Source organism: Streptomyces sp. DH12 (assembly GCF_020873895.1).
In the GTDB taxonomy this organism is placed as follows: domain Bacteria; phylum Actinomycetota; class Actinomycetes; order Streptomycetales; family Streptomycetaceae; genus Streptomyces.
In genome coordinates, this window is sequence record NZ_JAHWGT010000030.1 from 40,736 (window position 1) to 58,269 (window position 17,534).

The following is a 17,534-nucleotide window of genomic DNA, read 5'->3' on the forward strand; positions in this document are numbered from 1 at the left end:
TCACCTCCACCCCCGAGGAGACTCCGTGAAACGCGTGACCGCACTGACAGCCGTCCTGATGCTGGCGCTGACCTGGCAGGCCACCGCCACCCCCGCGCGACCCGCCAGCGACGCGCGACCCGCCACCGACCGGCGACCCGCCACCGACGCGCGACCCGTCATCGACTTCCGCACCCAACTCCAGCCCATCGACGGATTCGGCTTCTCGATGGCCTTCCAGCGGGCCGACCTGCTCTTCGGCGCGCGCGGGCTCGGCCCGGCCAAGCAGCGCGAAGTCCTCGACCTGCTGCTCAGCAAGGAGAAGGGCGCGGGCCTCTCGATCCTGCGCCTGGGCATCGGGTCGTCGACCGACCGGGTCTACGACCACATGCCGACGATCCTGCCGACCGATCCCGGCGGGCCGCACGCCACGCCGAAGTACGTCTGGGACGGCTGGGACGCCGGCCAGGTCCGGCTCGCCAAGGAGGCCGAGGCCTACGGCGTCAGACGGTTCTTCGCCGACGCCTGGAGCGCCCCGGCCTTCATGAAGAGCAACGGCAGCGAGAACGACGGCGGCGAGCTGCTGCCCGCATGGCGTCAGGCCTACGCCGACTACCTCGTCCAGTACGCGAGGTTCTACCAGCGCGAAGGCATCAGGATCACCGACCTGGGGTTCACCAACGAACCCGACTGGACGGCGACCTACGCCTCGATGCGCTTCACCCCGCAGCAGGCCGTCGACTTCCTCAAGGTGCTCGGGCCGACCGTCCGCGCGTCCGGACTGAAGACGCGGCTGGTCTGCTGCGACGCCGCGGGCTGGGACCGCCAGATCGCCTACACCCGGGCCATCGAGGCGGACCCCGCGGCCGACAGGGCCGTGCGGACCATCACCGGCCACCGCTACAGCGGTCCCACCTCGGTCCCGCAGCCGACCGACAAGCGCGTGTGGATGTCGGAGTGGTCGCCGGACGGCACCACCTGGAACGAGAGCTGGGACGACGGCAGCGGCTACGACGGCTTCACCGTCGCGGCCGACATCCACAACACCCTGACCGTCGGCAACGCCAACGCCTACGTCTACTGGGTCGGCGCCTCCCTCGGCGCCACCCGAGGGCTCATCCGGCTCGCCGACCCCGGTGACGACTACCGGGTGTCGAAGCGGTACTGGGCACTGGCCGCCTTCAGCCGGTTCATCCGCCCCGACGCCGTCCGCGTGCCGGTCACGAACGCCGACCCCGCACTGCGTACGACGGCCTTCCGCAACACCGACGGCAGCCGGGTCATCCAGATCCTCAACACCGCGACCACCGAGACCTCCGCCGCCTTCACCCTCCGCGGCGGGCGGGACCGGCACCCCGACGGCTACGTCACCGACGAGACCCGCTCCCTCACCCCGGCCGACGTCGTCTCCACGCACGGCACGACCCTCACGGCCACGCTCGCCCCGCGCGCGCTGACCACGATCGTCCTCGACTGAACCACCCGGCACCGGAGGAGTCCGCCATGCCCACACCCATGCCCATGTCCAAGCCCGTGCTCCGAGGCGTCGCCGCCCTGGCCGCCGCCGTCTGCCTCGCGGCCGGCCTCACCGCCGCTCCCGCCACCGCCGAGCCCCGCCCGAGGACACTGGGCGAACTGGCCCAGAAGCACCACAAGTACTTCGGCTCCGCCACCGACAACCCCGAGTTCACCGACGCCGCCTATCTGAGGCTCCTAGGCAGCGAGTTCGGGCAGACCACCCCCGGCAACGCCATGAAGTGGTACGCCACCGAGCCCGAGCGCGGCGTCTTCGACTTCACCGCCGGCGACGAGGTCGTGGCCTTCGCCAAGGCCCACCGCCAGAAGGTCCGCGGCCACACCCTCGTCTGGCACAGCCAGCTCCCCGCCTGGCTCACCGAACGCAGCTGGACCGCCGAGGAACTGCGCGCCGTCCTCAAGAACCACATCCAGACGGTGGTCCGGCACTACAAGGGCCAGGTGATCCACTGGGACGTCGTCAACGAGGCGTTCAACGAGGACGGTACCTACCGCGAATCCCTCTTCCACAGGACGCTCGGCCCCGGCTACATCGCCGACGCCCTGCGCTGGGCCCACGATGCCGACCGGCACGCCAAGCTGTACCTCAACGACTACAACGTCGACGGGATCGGCCCCAAGAGCGACGCCTACCACGCCCTGATCAAGCAGCTGAAGGCCGACGGCGTCCCGGTGGACGGCTTCGGCATCCAGGGCCACCTGGCGCTCCAGTACGGCTTCCCCGCCGACCTCCGGCGGAACATGCAGCGCTTCGCCGACCTCGGGGTCGAGGTCGCGGTCACCGAGCTCGACATCCGGATGCGCCTCCCGGCGACCCCTTCGATGCTCGCCACCCAGGCCACCTGGTACGCCGACTACGTCAGGGCCTGCCTGGCGGTCAGGAAGTGCGTCGGCATCACCCTCTGGGATTACACGGACAAGTACTCGTGGATCCCCTCCGTCTTCCCCGGCGAGGGGGCCGCGCTGCCCTACGACGAGCACCTGATGCCCAAGCCCGCCTACCACGCGATCCGGAAGGCGCTGGGCGGATGATCAGGACGGCGATCGTGGGAACGGGCGGGATCGCCGGCATCTGCCACGTCCCCGCCCTGCGGGCGCAGGAGCACCGGGCCGTGATCGTGGCAGCCGTCGACGTGGACGCCGCGCGCGCCGAGGCGTTCGCGGCCGAACACGGCATCCCCGCCGTCCACACCGATCTGCACACGATGCTCCGTGAGCAGCGGCCGGACCTCGTGCACCTGTGCACCCCTCCGTACCTGCACGCCGACCAGGCCGTGGCCTGCCTGGAGGCCGGGGCGTGGGTGTGGTGCGAGAAGCCGGTGGCGCTGTCACTGGCCGAGCTGGACCGGATCCGCGCCGCCGAGGGTCCCGCCCTCGCGGGCGCGGTGTTCCAGCACCGGTACGGCACGGGCGTGCGGTACCTGCGCGACCGGATGGCGGCCGGGACGCTGGGCCGTCCGCTGGTCGCGCAGTGCGTCACGGCGTGGTACCGCGACGACGCCTACTACGAGGTGCCGTGGCGCGGCACCTGGGAGAGCGAGGGCGGCGGCCCGACGCTGGGCCACGGCATCCACCAGATGGACGTGATGCTCGCGGTACTCGGCGACTGGGCCGAGGTCCGCGCGATGGCCGCCCGCCTGGAGCGCGACGTGCGGACCGAGGACGTGTCCGCGGCCCTGGTCCGCTTCGAGAGCGGAGCCATCGCGACGGTGCTCAACAGCGTCCTGTCGCCACGCGAGGAGAGCTACCTGCGGTTCGACCTCGCCGACGCCACGGTCGAACTGCGCCACCTGTACGGCTACTCCAACGCGGACTGGACGTTCACCGCCAGGACGCCCCGCGCGACGTGGGATCCACCGGACGACCTGCCCAGCTCGCACACCGTCCAGCTCGCCGACTTCCTGGACGGCTACGAGGCCGGGATCCGGCCCGACCTCGGCAGGCCCACCATGGAACTGGTCACCGCCCTGTACAAGGCCGCGATCACCGGCCTGCCGGTCCGGCGCGGCGAGATCGACGCGGCCGACCCGTTCCACGGGTCACTCAACGGCGGGCGCCCCGAGGTGTTCCGATGACGTGCGAACTCACCGAGAACGAGGACGCGCTGATCGTCCGGGCTCGCGGGGTCGACCTCTTCCGCTATGTGCACAGGCCGGTCATGGACCCCTTCGAGGCGCCGAAGCCCTACCTGCATCCGGTGCGCACGCTCGCCGGCGACGTGGTCACCGGATACCGGCCGCACGACCACCGCTGGCACAAGGGCTTCCAGTTCACGGCGTCATGGGTGTCGGGGCAGAACTTCTGGGGCGGCGGCACCTACCTGCGCGGGCAGGGCTACGTCGACCTGCCGAACCTCGGCACGATGCGCAGCCTCGCGCTGTCCGCCGAAACGGACCACGGCCGCGCCCTGATCACCGAGGACCTGGCCTGGCACACCATGGCGGGGGAGCACTGGATCGACGAGCGCCGCACGCTGACCGCATGCGACGTCGAGGCCGACTCCTGGACCCTGGACGTCACCGTCGCGCTGACCAACGTCCGCGGCACCGGTCTGACGTTCGGCAGCCCCGGCACCCAGGGCAGGGAGCTCGCCGGATACTCCGGCCTGTTCTGGCGCGGCCCGCGCGCCTTCACCGGCGGCGACGTGATCGGCCCCGCGATGGGCGAGCAGGGCGACTGGCTCGCGTTCATCGGCACGCACGACGAGGTCGACCGCTCCTCCACGCTGCTGTTCCAGGACGATCCGGCCGCCCCTTGCCGGTGGTTCGTCCGCAGAGAGCCCTTCCCCGCCGTCAACCCGTCCCTGGCGTTCGACGAGGAACTGCCACTGGCCCCGGGCGACACCCTGTCGCGCCGCTACCGGATCGTCGTGGCCGACGGCGCGTGGACCTTCGGGCGCCTGACCCGCCACATCGCGGACCACCCGTGGTGACCGGGCTCCCGGGCGGCGTGGGGATCTCCGGGCTGACCGTGTACGACTGGGAGGCCGCCGACGGACTGCGCGGCGGCACACCCCACATGCACCTCGTCTGCTCCGAGGCGTACGTCGTCATCGGCGGCACCGGCAGCGTCCAGACCCTCACCACCTCCGGTTTCGCCGACACCCCGCTGCGCCCCGGGGACGTCGTCCGGTTCACCCCGGGAACGATCCACCGCCTCGTCAACGGCGGCGGCCTGCGCCTCGTGGTGCTCATGCAGAACAGCGGGCTCCCCGAGGCGGGCGACGCCGTCTTCACCTTCCCCGCGCCCGTGCTGGCCGATCCCGACGCCTACCGGGCGGCGTCCGTCCTGACCGGCGACCCGGCCGCGGCGGCGCGCCGCCGCCGCGACCTGGCGGTGGAGGGCTTCCTCGCCCTGCGCGAAGGCGGGCTGGGGGAGTTCCACACCGCGGCCCACCGCCTGAAAAGCGACCTGCTGGACGACTGGCGGAGCCGCTGGCGTGACGGCCCCCTGGCCGCGGCCGTCGAGACCGGCCGCCAACTGGACCGGCTGGGGGCCGGAGACCTCTCCCACCTCGGCCACGGCGCGGTGTCGCGGCTGGAGCGCCCGGAGTCCCCACTCCTCGGCATGTGCGGCCTCCTCCACCCCTATTCCGTCCCCGACCCCCCGACCCGGCCGCTCCGCGGTTCACCGGTGTCATCTCACCCCCGTCCCCCGAAGGAGCTCTTCTGATGCGGTTCCGCCATCCACCCCTGGTCGTGAGCCTCGTGCTCGCGGTCCTGTCGTCCTTGCTGCTCGGGGCCACCCTCCTCGGTGCCCCGCCCGCCGCCGCGGCGACCGTCGACACCAACGCCTGGTACGTGCTGGTCAACCGCAACAGCGGCAAGGCCCTGGACGTCCACAACCTGGCGACCGGCGACGGTGCCCGCATCACCCAGTGGGCCAGGAACGACCAGAACCAGCAGCAGTGGCAGTTCGTCGCCTCCGGTGACGGCCACTACCGACTCAAGTCCCGCCACTCCGGCAAGGTGCTCGACGTCCAGAGCGGCTCCACCGCCAACGGCGCCCCGGTCGTCCAGTGGACCGACCTGAACCGGGCCAACCAGCAGTGGCGGCCGGTCGACAGCTCCGACGGCCACGTGAGGCTCATCGCGCGCCACAGCGGCAAGGCCCTCGAAGTGCAGGGAGGCTCCACCACCGACGGCGCGAACGTCGTCCAGTACGACGACTGGGGCGGCGCCAACCAGCAGTGGCGGCTGGTCAGGGTCGCCGGCGGCAACCCCGGCACCTGCGCTCTTCCCTCGACGTACCGTTGGTCCTCGACGGGCGCGCTGGCGCAGCCCAAGGCGGGATGGGCCTCGCTCAAGGACTTCACGGTCGCCCCGTACAACGGCAAGCACCTCGTCTATGCGACGACGCACGGTGCCGCGGGGACGGGAGCGGGCTGGGGATCGATGAACTTCACCCCGTTCACCGACTGGTCGGAGATGGCCTCGGCCGGCCAGAACACGATGTCGAACTCCGTCGTCGCGCCCACGCTCTTCCACTTCGCGCCGAAGAACATCTGGGTGCTCGCCTACCAGTGGGGCAGGACCGCCTTCTCGTACCGGACGTCGAGCGACCCCACCAACCCGAACGGCTGGTCGGCGGAGCAGGAGCTGTTCTCCGGAACCATCGCCGACTCCGGGACGGGCCCCATCGACCAGACGCTCATCGGTGACGGCACGAACATGTACCTGTTCTTCGCCGGTGACAACGGCAAGATCTACCGTGCGAGCATGCCGATCGGGAACTTCCCGGGCAGCTTCGGCAGGACCTCGACGGTGGTCATGAGTGACACGAAGAACAACCTGTTCGAAGCCCCCCAGGTCTACAAGCTCCAGGGCCAGGACCGCTACCTCATGATCGTCGAGGCGATCGGTTCGCAGGGCCGGTACTTCCGCTCGTTCACGGCCACCAGCCTGAACGGCACGTGGACGCCCCAGGCCGCGACCGAGACCAACCCCTTCGCCGGCAAGGCCAACAGCGGCGCCACCTGGACCAACGACATCAGCCACGGCGAACTGATCCGCACCGGCGCCGACCAGACCTTCACGGTCGATCCCTGCAACCTGCGGTTCCTCTACCAGGGTCGCGCCCCCGACTCCGGCGGCGACTACGGCCTGTGGCCCTACCGGCCAGGTCTGCTGACACTTCAGCGCTGACGACATGGCACCGCTCCGGCTCCGCGCCGGCTCAGCGCCGGCACCGCTCCGGCTCCGGTGCGGAGCCGGAGCGGCGGGCCGGGCGGCCGGCCGCTCCCACCAGCACCGCGGCCGCGCACCGGCAGTCGTGTGCGCAGGATGCGGCCGTGGTCCACCCGTAGAGGCATGCCGCCATGGGGGAGGGCAATGGGCGAAAACCCGGCAGTGGGCGGCGGCCCCGGAAGGCCGGATTCCCCGTGTTCCGCCAGACCCACGCCCCGATCATGCGGGAAGCCCGAGAGTCCGTCGTGACCCTGGCTCGGCCGCTGTGGCGCTCCCCGCCCGCGATCACCCTCGGTTACTATGTCCGCTTCATTCCGGAAGCCGGCAGCAAGAGGCGCGGCATCATCGATGGTCCGCTTGGGGGGTCTTCCCGCGCGAGGGCGGAGTGGACGTCGATTCACCGCCCACGCGGCCTCAGAAATCTCCCCATCCCTCACCACCGAACCAACGATCCGATGATCGGGAAGACGCCCCCAGGGGCCTGCCCTCCGGATGAGCCCGGCAAGATCCGGACGACAGGCCCCCAGGTCCCTCAGACGCGGTCCTGGAAGACGGTGTACCAGGGGTACGTTCCCACCACGGCGCCGTCGGCCGTCACGGCCTCCAGCGTGTAGAAGTACGTGTCGCCCTTCGTCGCCGTGGCGTCCTCCCACGTCCGAGCGTCCGCCGCGAGCAGTCCGTCGTGCTGGGGCTCGTACGCCTCGGTCGCCGGGTTCCACCGGCTCACGCGGTAGCCGGTGACCGTGGCGCAGCGGGCCGTGTCGGTGCACTGCCAGTGGACGGACGGACGAGTGGCCGTCCGGTTGTGGCTCGGGCTGCCGAGGCTCCAGTCCCGGGTGACGGTGACGGACGGCCGGACGTCGAGCTCGGCGGCCTCGACCACGGTGACCTTCGGGTCGCTCGGGTGCAGCGTGTTGCCCCAGTGGTCCTTGGCCACCACCGCGTACACGTGCGTCTCACCGTCCGGCAGGTTGCCGCAGAGGATCGCGAGCCGGTTGCCCGTGCCCTCGAAGCAGGTGTCGGGGCCGAGCCACTTGACCGTGCCGTCGGCCTGCCGGGCCCCCTTCCACACCACGTACCCGTCGATGTCGTCCTCGGACGAGGCGGCCCAGCTCACCAGCATGCCGTCGTTGCGCGGGATGACCTTCGCGCCGGTGACCGGACCGGGCGCCACGGTGTCGCCGGTGCGGACGACGAGCGGGGCGGAGTACGCCGACTCGTTGCCGTACGGGTCCACCGCCGTGACGACGTACGTCACGTACGTGTTCGCGGGCATGTCCACGTCGTAGCAGTTGCCGCCGTTGCTGGCCTCGCGGCTCTCCTCCGCGACGCACGTCACCCGGGTGCGCGCTGCCGGGTCGAACGTCTTGCCGGGCGAGCGGTACACACGGTAGTGCCCGCCGTTGTCGTAGTCCTGGAAGAAACCGTCGGGCTGGCGCCAGTGCACGTCGGTGTAGCCGGGACGGGCGACGACGTTGAGGCCGGTCGGGGACTTCGGTGGCATCCGGTCGACGCCGTCGCTGGTGACCGTCGCGTACGCCCCCGGGTTGCCGGCCGCGTCGAGGGCTCGGACCCGATAGTACGTGTTCTTGTTCACGTCGCCGTCGGTCCGGTACGACGTCGTGGTCGTCGTGCCGCGCAGCTCGAACGGTCCGGTAGCCGTGGACGAGGCGTACACCTCGTACTTCGCCGTGTCGGCGACCTCCTGCCAGTTCAGGGTGTCGAACCATCCGTCGCCGGTGGTGACCGTGAGTCCGGTGGGGGCGGCAGGCCCGGTGCGGTCGACGGTCGTCGCCGTCACGTCCGGGCTGCCGGTGGACTCGCGGCCCGCCTTGTCGACCGCGCGGACCTCGTACAGGAAGGTCTGGCCGGTGGCGGGCGGGGCGTCGACGAAGGACCGGGTGGTCAGCAGGGACGTCCCGCTGACCTTGGCCCAGCTGGTGGCGCTCAGCCGGCGGTACACGCGGTACCCGGCGAGGTCCATCTCCTTGTTGGCGGTCCAGCGCAGGGTGGTCTTGGCCGTCATCCAGTCGTACGCGGCGGTGAGCCCGGTCGGGGCGAGCGGCTTGACCGTGTCGACGGCGGCCTCGGTGCGCGGGGTGTACGTGAAGGCGGCGTTGGCGACGCCGGTCCAGGCGACGTAGTCCCCGCGGATCGTGTGCTTGCCTGCCGGGATGGTCAGGTCGACGGTCTTGCGGGCGGTGGTGGAGACGTTCTTCCACAGATCGATCTTCCGCACACCGTCGACGTAGACGCGCATGCCGTCCTGCGTGGCGGCGGAGAGCCGGAAGGGGCCGCCCGAGCCGAAGTCACGGCTGAGGGACCAACGGACGGAGAAGTTGTCCTTGGGCAGCGTGACGCCGGCCGGGTCGCCGTACCCGTAGTTCTCGCTGATGGCGGTGTCGCAGGCGGTGAGCTTCGGCGTTCCGCTGAACGTGGAGTTGCCGAAGTACTGCGCCCTCCAGGCGGGAGAGGTGCAGGTGACCGCCGCGGAGGCGGGGGCGGCGGTGATCAGGCCGCCGGTGGTGGCGAGCGCGGCCGTCGCGGCCAACGCGGACAGCCGGGTACGAGTCATCACAGAGAAAAGGCCCCTTTCGGACCAAGGCGGATCACGTGAAAAGTCAGGCGCCTGTGTGACTCGTGAGTCGGGGGCAGGGTTGTCCGGACCCACGCACGTTCTTCCGGCAACGTCCCGGCCTCTCACCCGTAGCGGCGCGGCGTCCAGGTGACACGCCTGGGGCTTTCCGATCATCGGATCGTTGATTCGGTGGTGAGGGATGGGGAGATTCCTGCGGCCGCGTGGGCGGTGATCCGAGCACTGCTGCCGCCTGTTGGCCGGGCTCGTGGCCGGTGGCGGGATCACCGTCAGGTTCTTCATGTTCCGTACCGGGCTCTCCTGGAGGGCCTGCCCGAGCGGTTCGGGCCCCGGCAGGCCGTTCACGGACGGTTCGCCCGCTGGGCCATCGATGGAACCTTCGACCTGCTGCTGTCAGCGGTCCAGTCCCGGGCGGACGTGGACTGGCTGGTCGCCATCGACTCCACCATCGTGCGAGCCCACCGGCACGCGGCCGCCAGAAAGGGGGCTCGAACAACGCGGCCTCGGACGTCTCGGGGCGGACTGACCGGCAAGATCCACCTCGCTCCGTGTTCCCGGGCCGGGCTGGGCCGGGAAGGCCCCGGACCCGGCCCGACCACATGGTTGGGGACAAGGGCTACCCGGCCCCGACCTTCCGGTCCCACCTGCGACGGCGCGGGATCAAGGCCACCATCCCCGCACGCGTCGACCGACTCGCCGGCCGGAAACGGCGTCGTGAACGGCCCTGGGCCGTCGACAAGTCCGTCTACCGGCGTCGCAACGTCGTCGAACGCTGCTTCCACCGCCTCAGGCAGTGGCGGGGCACCGCCACCCGCTACGACAAGCGCCCCGACCGCTACCTCGCCGCCCATACCCTCACCAGCACCCTCGTCTGGCTCGGCACATGATCGACAAGACGACCCCAAGGGCCTTCTGGAAGTGCGGGCTGCTCCGACGCCTGAACTCCTTCTCCGGTACCCGGGCAGCCCCGGTGGTTCCCGGTCAGCGCACGGCGTCATTGGTACGGGCGGTCCGGATCGCCAGGGCGGCGAGCAGGGCGCAGGCGCCACCGAGCCAGAGCGAGCCTTGGAGCGTGAGCGTGTCGACGACGATGCCGCCGGCCAGCGCGCCGAGACCGATGGACAGGTTGAACACCGCCACCCACAGCGAAGAGGCCGCTTCCACCGCCTGCGGTGCGGCCTTGATCATCCAGGTCTGGAGGCCCACGGACACACCGCCGAAGGCCAGACCCCAGACGATCAGCAGGATGGCGCCGCCGACTGCGGTCCGGCCCAGTAGCAGGAAGAGCGGCATCGCGGCCGTCATGGCCACGGCGATGGCCAGCACGCTGCGGTGCACGCGGCGAGAGAGCGCCGCACCTGCGACAAAGTTGCCGATCATGCCGGCCGCACCGAACCCGAACAGCAGCGGACCGACATAGCGCTCGTCGATCCCCGACAGATCCTGCAGCGCCGGGCTGACGAATGTGTAAGCGGCAAAGTGTCCGAACACGAGGAGTACCGTCGCGATGATGCCGACGCGCACGCCCGGGTTGCGGAGCTGCTCCATCAGAAGGCGGGGGCGGATGGTGTGGGAGGCGACCAGCCTCGGCAGTACCGCAAGCAAGGCGATCAGGGTCACCAGCGCCAGGGCGCTGAGCGCGCAGAAGGCGATGCGCCAACCGGTCAGGTCACCGACCAGGGTGCCGAGCGGGACGCCGAACACGTTCGCGGCTCCGACGCCGCCGAAGATGATCGCGGTGGCGCGTGGCACGTCCGCGGGCGCGACGAGCCGGACCGCCAGGCCGGCGGCGACCGCCCAGAAGCCGCCCACCGCGATGCCGACCAGGACACGGGAGCCCACCAGCACCGCGAAGTTCGGCGCCAGGGCGGAGCCCAGGTTCGCGACGGTCATCAGGGCCATCAGCCCGAGCAGCAGGATGCGTCGGTCCAGCGCCCCGACGACCATCGGGACCAGCGGTGCCGCGAACCCGGCGACGATGCTGGGCACCGTCACCATCAGTCCTGCCGTCCCCTCGGAGACCGACAGCGCGGACCCCACCGAGGTCAACAGACCGATCGGCAGTTGCTCGGCGGTCACCAGCAGGAAGGTGCCCAGCGTCACCACGGCCACCGCCGTCCAGCGGCTCTGATCCGGCGTCCCCGGTCCCTGTGTCCGGGTGGGGGTCTGTTCTGCGGTTGTCAACGGAATCTCCTCCAGCGATTCGGGAGCGATCGCTCCCGAATCGGGACCCTAGTATGGGAGCGGACGCTCCACAAGGCGGGTAAGGTGAACTCATGGCACGTCCACGACAGTTCGACGAGCAGAACGCGGTCACCGCGGCGACCGAGCTGTTCTGGCGGCGCGGTTACCACGCCACTTCGGTCCGCGACCTGGGTGACGAGCTGAAGCTCACGCCCAGCAGCCTGTATCGGACGTTCACGGACAAGCACACGCTCTTCCTGCGCGCGCTCGACCACTACCGGGACACCGAGTCCACGCAGGCCCACCGACGTCTGGACGCGAGTGACCGCCCGGTACGTGAGGTGCTGCGTGAATGGATGCTGTGGCTGGTGACCAGCCCGGCCGCCGGCGAGTCCGGCCGCGGCTGCTTCGTGATCAACACCGCCACCGAACTCGGCACCACTGACGCCCAGGTCCAAGAGCGGACTGAGGCTGCGTTCGCGGTCACCCGACAGGCCCTGCATGCGGTATTGGCCGAGGGGCGGGAGCGAGGCGAACTGTCCACCGATCTCGACATCGACGGAGCCGTGGAATCGCTCTTCACGACAGTGCTCGGCCTGCGGGTGCGGGAGCGCGCCGGTCACGGCCTGGAGCGCCTGACCACCGCAATCGATCTCGCGATCCGAGCCCTGGGGGACGAACCCGCGCAACCCGCCTGACGGCAGCGGCAGATGCTGGAGCCGGTTCGGGGCGTTGATCACCTCCGGCACATCGGTCGCTCCTGCGGTGGCCTGACCGGCGAGGTCCATCTGGTGGTCACCGCCTCGATGCGCGTGCTGACCGTCATCGTCACTGCCGTACGGCGCGGGGTCGGCCGGACACGTCCCAACCGGCGATCCACTGCTGTGTCGGTGCGGCACGTACGGCAGCTACCGTGGGCGGCCGGTGTTCGTGGTGTCGACTGTCAGGTGGGCCGGTATCCGGGCGATGGTGCCGTCGCCGAGCCCCGGAGTCGTCTGCGCCTACGCTGTAGACGACTCATGCGCCCATCTCGCCCGCCCTTACGTCTCAGGCGTGTGCCCTACTCCCGTGGGGCTGGTCCGGCCAGACCGCTTTGCCAGATCCAGGCGGCGATGCCCACCCGGTTGCGGGCCTTCAGTTTCGCCTGGACGTTGGCGATGTGGGTTTTGGCTGTGCCCGCCGAGATGAAGAGTTTCTCGCCGATCTCGGCGTTGGTGAGGCCCTCGGCGACCAGCCGGGCAATCTCCTGCTCCCGGGCGGTGAGAGGCGACGGGGTCGTGGGCGCAGCTGGGGCAGGGGCAGGGGCGAGGGTCTGGAGCAGGCGGATCGTGATCTGGGGGCTGATGAGGACGTCCCCGGCCATCGCCGCCCTGACACCCTCGATCAGCAGCCCGGGGCCCGAACGTTTGAGCAGGAACCCGCAGGCGCCGACGTGCAGTGCCGTGCGTACGTAGTCGTCGTGGTCGAAGGTGGTGACAACGAGGACACGCAGCGGGTCCGGTACTCCGGGGCCCGCGAGGCGCCGGGTGAGTTCGAGGCCGTCCATGCCCGGCATCCGGATGTCGGCGAGGATCAGGTCAGGGCGCAGGGTGCGGGCGAGCTCGGCGGCGGTGAGGCCGTCCGCCGCCTCGCCGACCACGGTCATGTCGGGCTGCGAACCGAGAATCAGGCGGAAGCCGCTGCGTACCTCCTCCTGGTCGTCGGCGATCAGGATGCGGGTCGGGCCCAGGGGCGTCGTCATGAGGTCTCTTTCGGGAGCGTGGCGGGCAGGACGGCGGTGAGCTGCCAGCCACCGTCGCCGTGCGACCCCGCCGAGAGGGTTCCGCCGAGGGCATGGACATGCTCGGTGAGAGCGGGGAGGCCGAGGCCGCCCCGCCAGACGCGGCGGCGGGCCGGGACGGGGCGGGCGCCGCGGTCATTGGTGACCCGGATCTCCACAGTGGTGGCTGTGACGGTGAACGCGACGGTGGCGCGGGAGGCGTCGGGGGCATGCCGACGGATGTTGGTCAGCGCCTCGACAACGATGCGGTACGCGGCGTGGCCCGCCTCCCGGGAGAGCGCCTCCGTGGCCAGGGGAGGCAGTTCCAGATGCGCCTCGGTGGCTCCCGCTGAGGTGAAGTTCTCTATCAGTAGAGGCAGTCGGGACACATCGGGGAGCGGCTCAGTGGCGGGTGCCTCCGGACCGTGCAGCATCTGTACGGTCCGGTCCATCGCGGCCAGGGCGCTCAGGCCCGCCTTCTCGATGCGTTCCAGAGCGAGCACCGCCTGGGAGGGGTCGGTGGCGGCGACGAAGCGGGCCGCTTGGGCCTGGACGACGATTCCGCTGATGTCATGGGCGACGAAGTCGTGCAGGTCGCGGGACAGCTGAAGGCGCTGGGCGCTGCGAGCCTCGGCCACCGCGTTCCGGCGACGCAGTTCCTGGCGGCGGGGGTAGGCGCCGGCCGCCACCGCGGCGGCTACGGGAAGCAGCCAGAAGGTGGCGATTCCGATGGATTCCAGGAAGGACTCGCCGGTGACCAGCGACAGCGGCCAGAGGGTCACCGCGAGGGCGGTCAGCGGGAGGGCCGACTTGAGTTCGCGTGAGGGTGACCAGCGGGTGACCGCGGCCAGGAGGAGGAGCAGGACGGCGGTCTCCGCCAGCTTCCAACCGGAGCCGAAACCAGCCTTCGGCAGGGCGAAGCTGGTGGTCAGGGAGAGGACCGCGCAGACCGCGGTCGGGAAGGCCAGGCGGCCGAGCCGCTGACGAACTGCGGCACGGGGGCGGGCAACGGCCCACACCACCGTGCCCGCGGCCGCGAGCGACGGCAGAGCGCCAAGCACCGTGACAGCCGGGCGGGTTGATTCCCACATGATGATCAGCGTACGGGTGTGCGCAGTGCCGGGGCTCTCTGCCGAACGGCATAGAAGCGCTGGGCGGCGGCGCGACCTTTGTGCCGATCGGTGGATGGGATCGCGGGGGCGCCGGGGGTGAAGCTTGAGCCGTTCAACCGACCACGGCAACACAAACACCCCATTGGAAAAAGGAAGTTCATCATGCGCAACGCCGCAATCGGCGCCACGGCAGCCGTCGCCGTCCTCGCCGGGCTGGTCGCTGCCGGGCCCGCTCCCGCAGCCCCGGCTGCCACCGTCGAGAGGAAGCCGGCGAAGACCGCGAGCGTCCATGGGGAAGCGCGCATCTCCTACATGGAGTCGATCGACGACGACATCCGCTTCACCATCCACGCCGTACAGACGCCGTTCACCCGGCCGGTGCCCCCCAACGCCCCCGACGGACTGCCCACAGACGCCCGGGGCACGCTGAAGTTCTCCCACACCCCCCGGGGCGGAGCCACGGGGTGGGCGGAGGCCCGGGTGGACTGCCTGGTCACCAGCGGCCGGACGGCGACCCTGACCGCGGTCGTGACCAAGTCGAACGTGGAGGAGGTCGGCGCCCGGCTGGGCATCAGCGTCCAGCAGGGCGGGAAGGGCGAGCCGGACCGGCTCGGCTTCTCCTGGGGGGTGGTGAACGTCGACCCAGGGAACGTAGATGAGAACGGCCATCCCGTAAGGCCGCAGGCCGGTACGTGCATGGCCCCCGCACCGTTCACGACCGCGGTCAAGGGCGGCTTCAAGGTGGTCCACGCCGAGATCACCACGTCCCCCGCGCAGGTCGAGACGCTGATCCGCCGTGGCTGACACCCTGGTCGCCGGGACGCCCGTCACGGCCGCGCCGCAGGTCTCCCGATCCATCCGCCTGGCGGCGCACGCCGCCGCGCTGACCCTGGTGCCGTCCGGGCTGTGGCGCATCGCCATCGCCCTGGGCTGGGACTCCGGATTCACCGACGAGTTCCTTCACCCGGGAAACTTCCCCGGCGCCGGCTCCTTCTACCTCGTCGGCCTCAGCCTGTTCGCCGAGGCACTCGGACTGCTCACCCTGGGCCTGATCCACAGATGGGGCGAGGAACTTCCGCGCTCGGTACCGGCCCTGGGCGGCCGGAGAATTCCCGTGATGGTGGCGGTGATCCCCGCTTCGCTCGGTGCGGCGCTCGTCACCCTCATCACGGTCACCGGCGCCTTCACCTGGAACGACGCGGACAACATGGGCGCCGCCGGATCGCCCGAAGGCGGCCACTACTGGCTGATGACTGCCTGCTATCTCCCCCTGCTGGCCTGGGGCCCGCTGCTCGCGGTAGTCACGGTGGCCTACTACCGCCGCCGGCGTCGGGGGCGCTGAGTCCGGCCGTCGGCAGGCAGGACCTGGAACGTGTGCTCGGGCCCGTGCCACGGAGGAGCGATCGGCCGGCGCGGACAGGCCGGACCGGACCGGTGGGGCCGGGGGCCGTGGGGTGCGGTCAGCTTCTGCGAGGCCACGTCGATCGGCGCCCGCCCCGCGACGAACTGATCATGCTTACTGCGGGCAGGCGGCCCCCGAGGACGCTTCCACGTGCTTCGGCACACCTGTGCCTCAATCATCTCGGAAGCCGGACAGCCCGTTGTGACCCAGTCCCGGCGGCTCGGACACTGCTCGCCGGCGATCACCCTTGGTTACTATGTTCACTTCATGCCGGAAGCCGGCAGCAAGGGGCGCGGCGTCATCGACGGCTGCTGGGGGCGGGGAGACCGGCCGCCGGCCGAAACTCCCCAGATCCCCCCAGCGTCCTTGACCGGTGATTCCTGCCCCTGCAGACCGGAGAAGTCGTCCGTGGATTGTAAGGCTGAAGAGATAGGTGGCCTGGGAAAGTGTTGGAAGAGGTCGTAGCGACCCGCTATGTCACGCCCCTGCGTGAAGGCGGCTCGCTCCCCGGGATCGTCGAGGCCGACGACCTCGGCACGTACGTCATGAAGTTCACCGGTGCCGGGCAGGGCCGCAAGACGCTGGTCGCCGAGGTGATCTGCGGCCGGCTCGGCCGGCGCCTGGGGCTGCGCGTCCCCGACCTGGTCGCCATCCAGCTCGATCCGGTGATCGGACTGGGCGAGCCCGACCAGGAGGTGCAGGAGCTGCTCAAGGCGAGCGGCGGCCTCAACCTCGGCATGGACTACCTCCCCGGCTCCCTCGGCTTCGACCCGCTCGCCTACGAGATGGACCCGGTCGAGGCGGGCCGCGTAGTCTGGTTCGACGCGCTGATCAACAACGTCGACCGGTCCTGGCGCAACCCGAACATGCTCGTCTGGCACGGCGAGCCGTGGCTCATCGACCACGGCGCCACCATGATCTGGCACCACAACTGGCCCGGCGCGCAGGTGTCCGCCGCCAAGCCGTACGACGCCTCCGACCACGTCCTCGCCCCCTACGGCCCCGACATCGCCGCCGCTGCCGCCGAGTTGGCGCCCCGGGTCACCGAGCGGCTGCTGACGGAGGTGGCCGCCGACGTACCCGACGAGTGGCTCGTCGACGAGCCCGGCTTCGACGGGCCCGACGCCGTGCGCCGCGCCTACGTGGACGCGCTCCTGCCGCGCGCCGCGACCATCCACGAGCGGGTCACGCTCGGGCAGCGCACCGAACGCAGGGCCCGACCGCCCGGCTGGCTCACCGAGCACGCCACCCCCTGGCCCCACACCGCCGCCGGCAAGACCGGCCCGAGCGAGCAGAAGGACGGCGGCGCGTGACACGGCGGGACGTCTTCGAGTACGCGCTGCTGCGCGTCGTGCCGCGCGTCGAGCGCGGCGAGTGCTTCAACGCGGGCGTGGTGGTCTACTGCCGCGCCCGGTCCTTCGTCGCGGCGCGCACCCACCTCGACGAGGCCAGGCTCGCGGCGCTCGACCCCCGGGCCGACGTCGCCGGCGTACGGGCCGCCCTGCGCGCGGTGGAGGGCGTGTGCCGGGGCGGGGACGATGCCGGGCAGGCCGCGCGCGACGACGCGGGCCGACGCTTCCGCTGGCTGGTCGCCCCGCGTTCCACGGTGGTCCAGCCCGGCCCCGTGCACACCGGCCTCACCGCCGACCCGGAGGCCGAGGTCGAGCGGCTGCTGGACCTGCTCGTCCGCTGACGCGCGAGCGGGCGACCCGGGGCGGGCCGACCCGCCGAGCCCCGGGCCGCCCCGCCGTCGCGCCGCCGGGCGCGGTCCGGTGGGGCG

The 17,534-nt window shown here is 71.1% G+C and carries 15 protein-coding genes and 1 pseudogene; 12 read left to right on the forward strand and 4 right to left on the reverse strand.

Going from position 1 to position 17,534, the window contains the following annotated elements; all coding sequences use genetic code 11:
- Positions 1 to 34: 34 nt before the first annotated feature.
- Genes LPA54_RS24645 through LPA54_RS24670 form a run of 6 tightly spaced genes read left to right on the forward strand, consistent with a single transcriptional unit; the run spans position 35 to position 6,659 of the window.
- A complete protein-coding gene (locus tag LPA54_RS24645; protein ID WP_228981516.1) occupies positions 35 to 1,456 on the forward strand; it encodes a glycoside hydrolase in 1,422 nt (473 codons plus the stop codon).
- A gap of 26 nt (positions 1,457 to 1,482) precedes the next feature.
- Positions 1,483 to 2,547 (forward strand): endo-1,4-beta-xylanase, encoded by a 1,065-nt coding sequence (locus LPA54_RS24650; protein WP_228981517.1) that lies wholly within the window; start codon positions 1,483 to 1,485, stop codon positions 2,545 to 2,547.
- Entirely contained in the window at positions 2,544 to 3,590 is a 1,047-nt protein-coding gene (locus tag LPA54_RS24655; protein WP_228981519.1) for a Gfo/Idh/MocA family protein, read from the forward strand. The genes LPA54_RS24650 and LPA54_RS24655 overlap by 4 nt, the downstream gene beginning before the upstream one ends.
- Positions 3,587 to 4,447 carry a PmoA family protein gene (locus tag LPA54_RS24660; protein WP_228981522.1) on the forward strand — a complete coding sequence of 287 codons (861 nt, stop codon included), beginning with the start codon at positions 3,587 to 3,589 and terminating at the stop codon, positions 4,445 to 4,447. Before LPA54_RS24655 ends, LPA54_RS24660 begins: the two co-directional genes overlap by 4 nt.
- Entirely contained in the window at positions 4,441 to 5,187 is a 747-nt protein-coding gene (locus LPA54_RS24665) for a cupin domain-containing protein (protein ID WP_228981524.1), read from the forward strand. The genes LPA54_RS24660 and LPA54_RS24665 overlap by 7 nt, the downstream gene beginning before the upstream one ends.
- On the forward strand, positions 5,187 to 6,659 hold the full coding sequence (locus LPA54_RS24670) for a non-reducing end alpha-L-arabinofuranosidase family hydrolase (RefSeq protein ID WP_228981526.1): 1,473 nt from the start codon (positions 5,187 to 5,189) through the stop codon (positions 6,657 to 6,659). Before LPA54_RS24665 ends, LPA54_RS24670 begins: the two co-directional genes overlap by 1 nt.
- 574 nt (positions 6,660 to 7,233) lie before the next feature.
- Here LPA54_RS24670 and LPA54_RS24675 read toward each other — a convergent pair.
- A complete protein-coding gene (locus LPA54_RS24675; RefSeq protein ID WP_228981527.1) occupies positions 7,234 to 9,276 on the reverse strand; it encodes a PA14 domain-containing protein in 2,043 nt (680 codons plus the stop codon).
- A 192-nt stretch (positions 9,277 to 9,468) separates the two neighbouring features.
- On the opposite strand from LPA54_RS24675, the pseudogene LPA54_RS24680 reads away from it, so the two are divergent.
- Positions 9,469 to 10,184, forward strand: a pseudogene (locus LPA54_RS24680) (transposase).
- Positions 10,185 to 10,278: 94 nt separating this feature from the next.
- Here LPA54_RS24680 and LPA54_RS24685 read toward each other — a convergent pair.
- Entirely contained in the window at positions 10,279 to 11,481 is a 1,203-nt protein-coding gene (locus LPA54_RS24685; RefSeq protein WP_228981530.1) for an MFS transporter, read from the reverse strand.
- Positions 11,482 to 11,573: 92 nt separating this feature from the next.
- Between LPA54_RS24685 and LPA54_RS24690 the strand changes: the two genes are divergently transcribed.
- The gene (locus LPA54_RS24690) at positions 11,574 to 12,179 is read left to right on the forward strand and encodes a TetR/AcrR family transcriptional regulator (protein WP_228981531.1); all 606 of its coding nucleotides are present in this window, start codon (positions 11,574 to 11,576) and stop codon (positions 12,177 to 12,179) included.
- A 362-nt stretch (positions 12,180 to 12,541) separates the two neighbouring features.
- Here the strand turns inward: LPA54_RS24690 and LPA54_RS24695 are convergent, their stop codons facing one another.
- Together LPA54_RS24695 and LPA54_RS24700 are read right to left on the reverse strand one after the other, a co-directional pair.
- Positions 12,542 to 13,222 carry a response regulator transcription factor gene (locus LPA54_RS24695; protein ID WP_228981533.1) on the reverse strand — a complete coding sequence of 227 codons (681 nt, stop codon included), beginning with the start codon at positions 13,220 to 13,222 and terminating at the stop codon, positions 12,542 to 12,544.
- Positions 13,219 to 14,331, reverse strand: a complete 1,113-nt coding sequence (locus LPA54_RS24700; protein WP_228981535.1) for a sensor histidine kinase — start codon at positions 14,329 to 14,331, stop codon at positions 13,219 to 13,221. The genes LPA54_RS24695 and LPA54_RS24700 overlap by 4 nt, the downstream gene beginning before the upstream one ends.
- Before the next feature lie 183 nt (positions 14,332 to 14,514).
- Between LPA54_RS24700 and LPA54_RS24705 the strand changes: the two genes are divergently transcribed.
- The 4 genes from LPA54_RS24705 to LPA54_RS24720 all read left to right on the forward strand — a co-directional run bounded on the left by LPA54_RS24705 (position 14,515) and on the right by LPA54_RS24720 (position 17,447).
- On the forward strand, positions 14,515 to 15,156 hold the full coding sequence (locus LPA54_RS24705; protein WP_228981536.1) for a hypothetical protein: 642 nt from the start codon (positions 14,515 to 14,517) through the stop codon (positions 15,154 to 15,156).
- Positions 15,149 to 15,694 carry a hypothetical protein gene (locus LPA54_RS24710; protein ID WP_228981539.1) on the forward strand — a complete coding sequence of 182 codons (546 nt, stop codon included), beginning with the start codon at positions 15,149 to 15,151 and terminating at the stop codon, positions 15,692 to 15,694. The genes LPA54_RS24705 and LPA54_RS24710 overlap by 8 nt, the downstream gene beginning before the upstream one ends.
- 506 nt (positions 15,695 to 16,200) lie before the next feature.
- Positions 16,201 to 17,067, forward strand: a complete 867-nt coding sequence (locus LPA54_RS24715; protein ID WP_228981540.1) for a HipA family kinase — start codon at positions 16,201 to 16,203, stop codon at positions 17,065 to 17,067.
- Positions 17,064 to 17,447: a DUF3037 domain-containing protein gene (locus tag LPA54_RS24720; RefSeq protein WP_228981542.1), complete on the forward strand. Its 384-nt coding sequence runs from the start codon at positions 17,064 to 17,066 to the stop codon at positions 17,445 to 17,447. The genes LPA54_RS24715 and LPA54_RS24720 overlap by 4 nt, the downstream gene beginning before the upstream one ends.
- Positions 17,448 to 17,534 lie beyond the last annotated feature (87 nt).

Coding starts and splice junctions, on each gene's coding strand:
- LPA54_RS24650 (WP_228981517.1), top strand. CDS start 1,483: ATGCCCACACCCATGCCCATGTCCAAGCCCGTGCTCCGAGGCGTCGCC.
- LPA54_RS24655 (WP_228981519.1), top strand. CDS start 2,544: ATGATCAGGACGGCGATCGTGGGAACGGGCGGGATCGCCGGCATCTGC.
- LPA54_RS24660 (WP_228981522.1), top strand. CDS start 3,587: ATGACGTGCGAACTCACCGAGAACGAGGACGCGCTGATCGTCCGGGCT.
- LPA54_RS24670 (WP_228981526.1), top strand. CDS start 5,187: ATGCGGTTCCGCCATCCACCCCTGGTCGTGAGCCTCGTGCTCGCGGTC.
- LPA54_RS24675 (WP_228981527.1), bottom strand. CDS start 9,276: ATGACTCGTACCCGGCTGTCCGCGTTGGCCGCGACGGCCGCGCTCGCC.
- LPA54_RS24690 (WP_228981531.1), top strand. CDS start 11,574: ATGGCACGTCCACGACAGTTCGACGAGCAGAACGCGGTCACCGCGGCG.
- LPA54_RS24695 (WP_228981533.1), bottom strand. CDS start 13,222: ATGACGACGCCCCTGGGCCCGACCCGCATCCTGATCGCCGACGACCAG.
- LPA54_RS24700 (WP_228981535.1), bottom strand. CDS start 14,331: ATGTGGGAATCAACCCGCCCGGCTGTCACGGTGCTTGGCGCTCTGCCG.
- LPA54_RS24705 (WP_228981536.1), top strand. CDS start 14,515: ATGCGCAACGCCGCAATCGGCGCCACGGCAGCCGTCGCCGTCCTCGCC.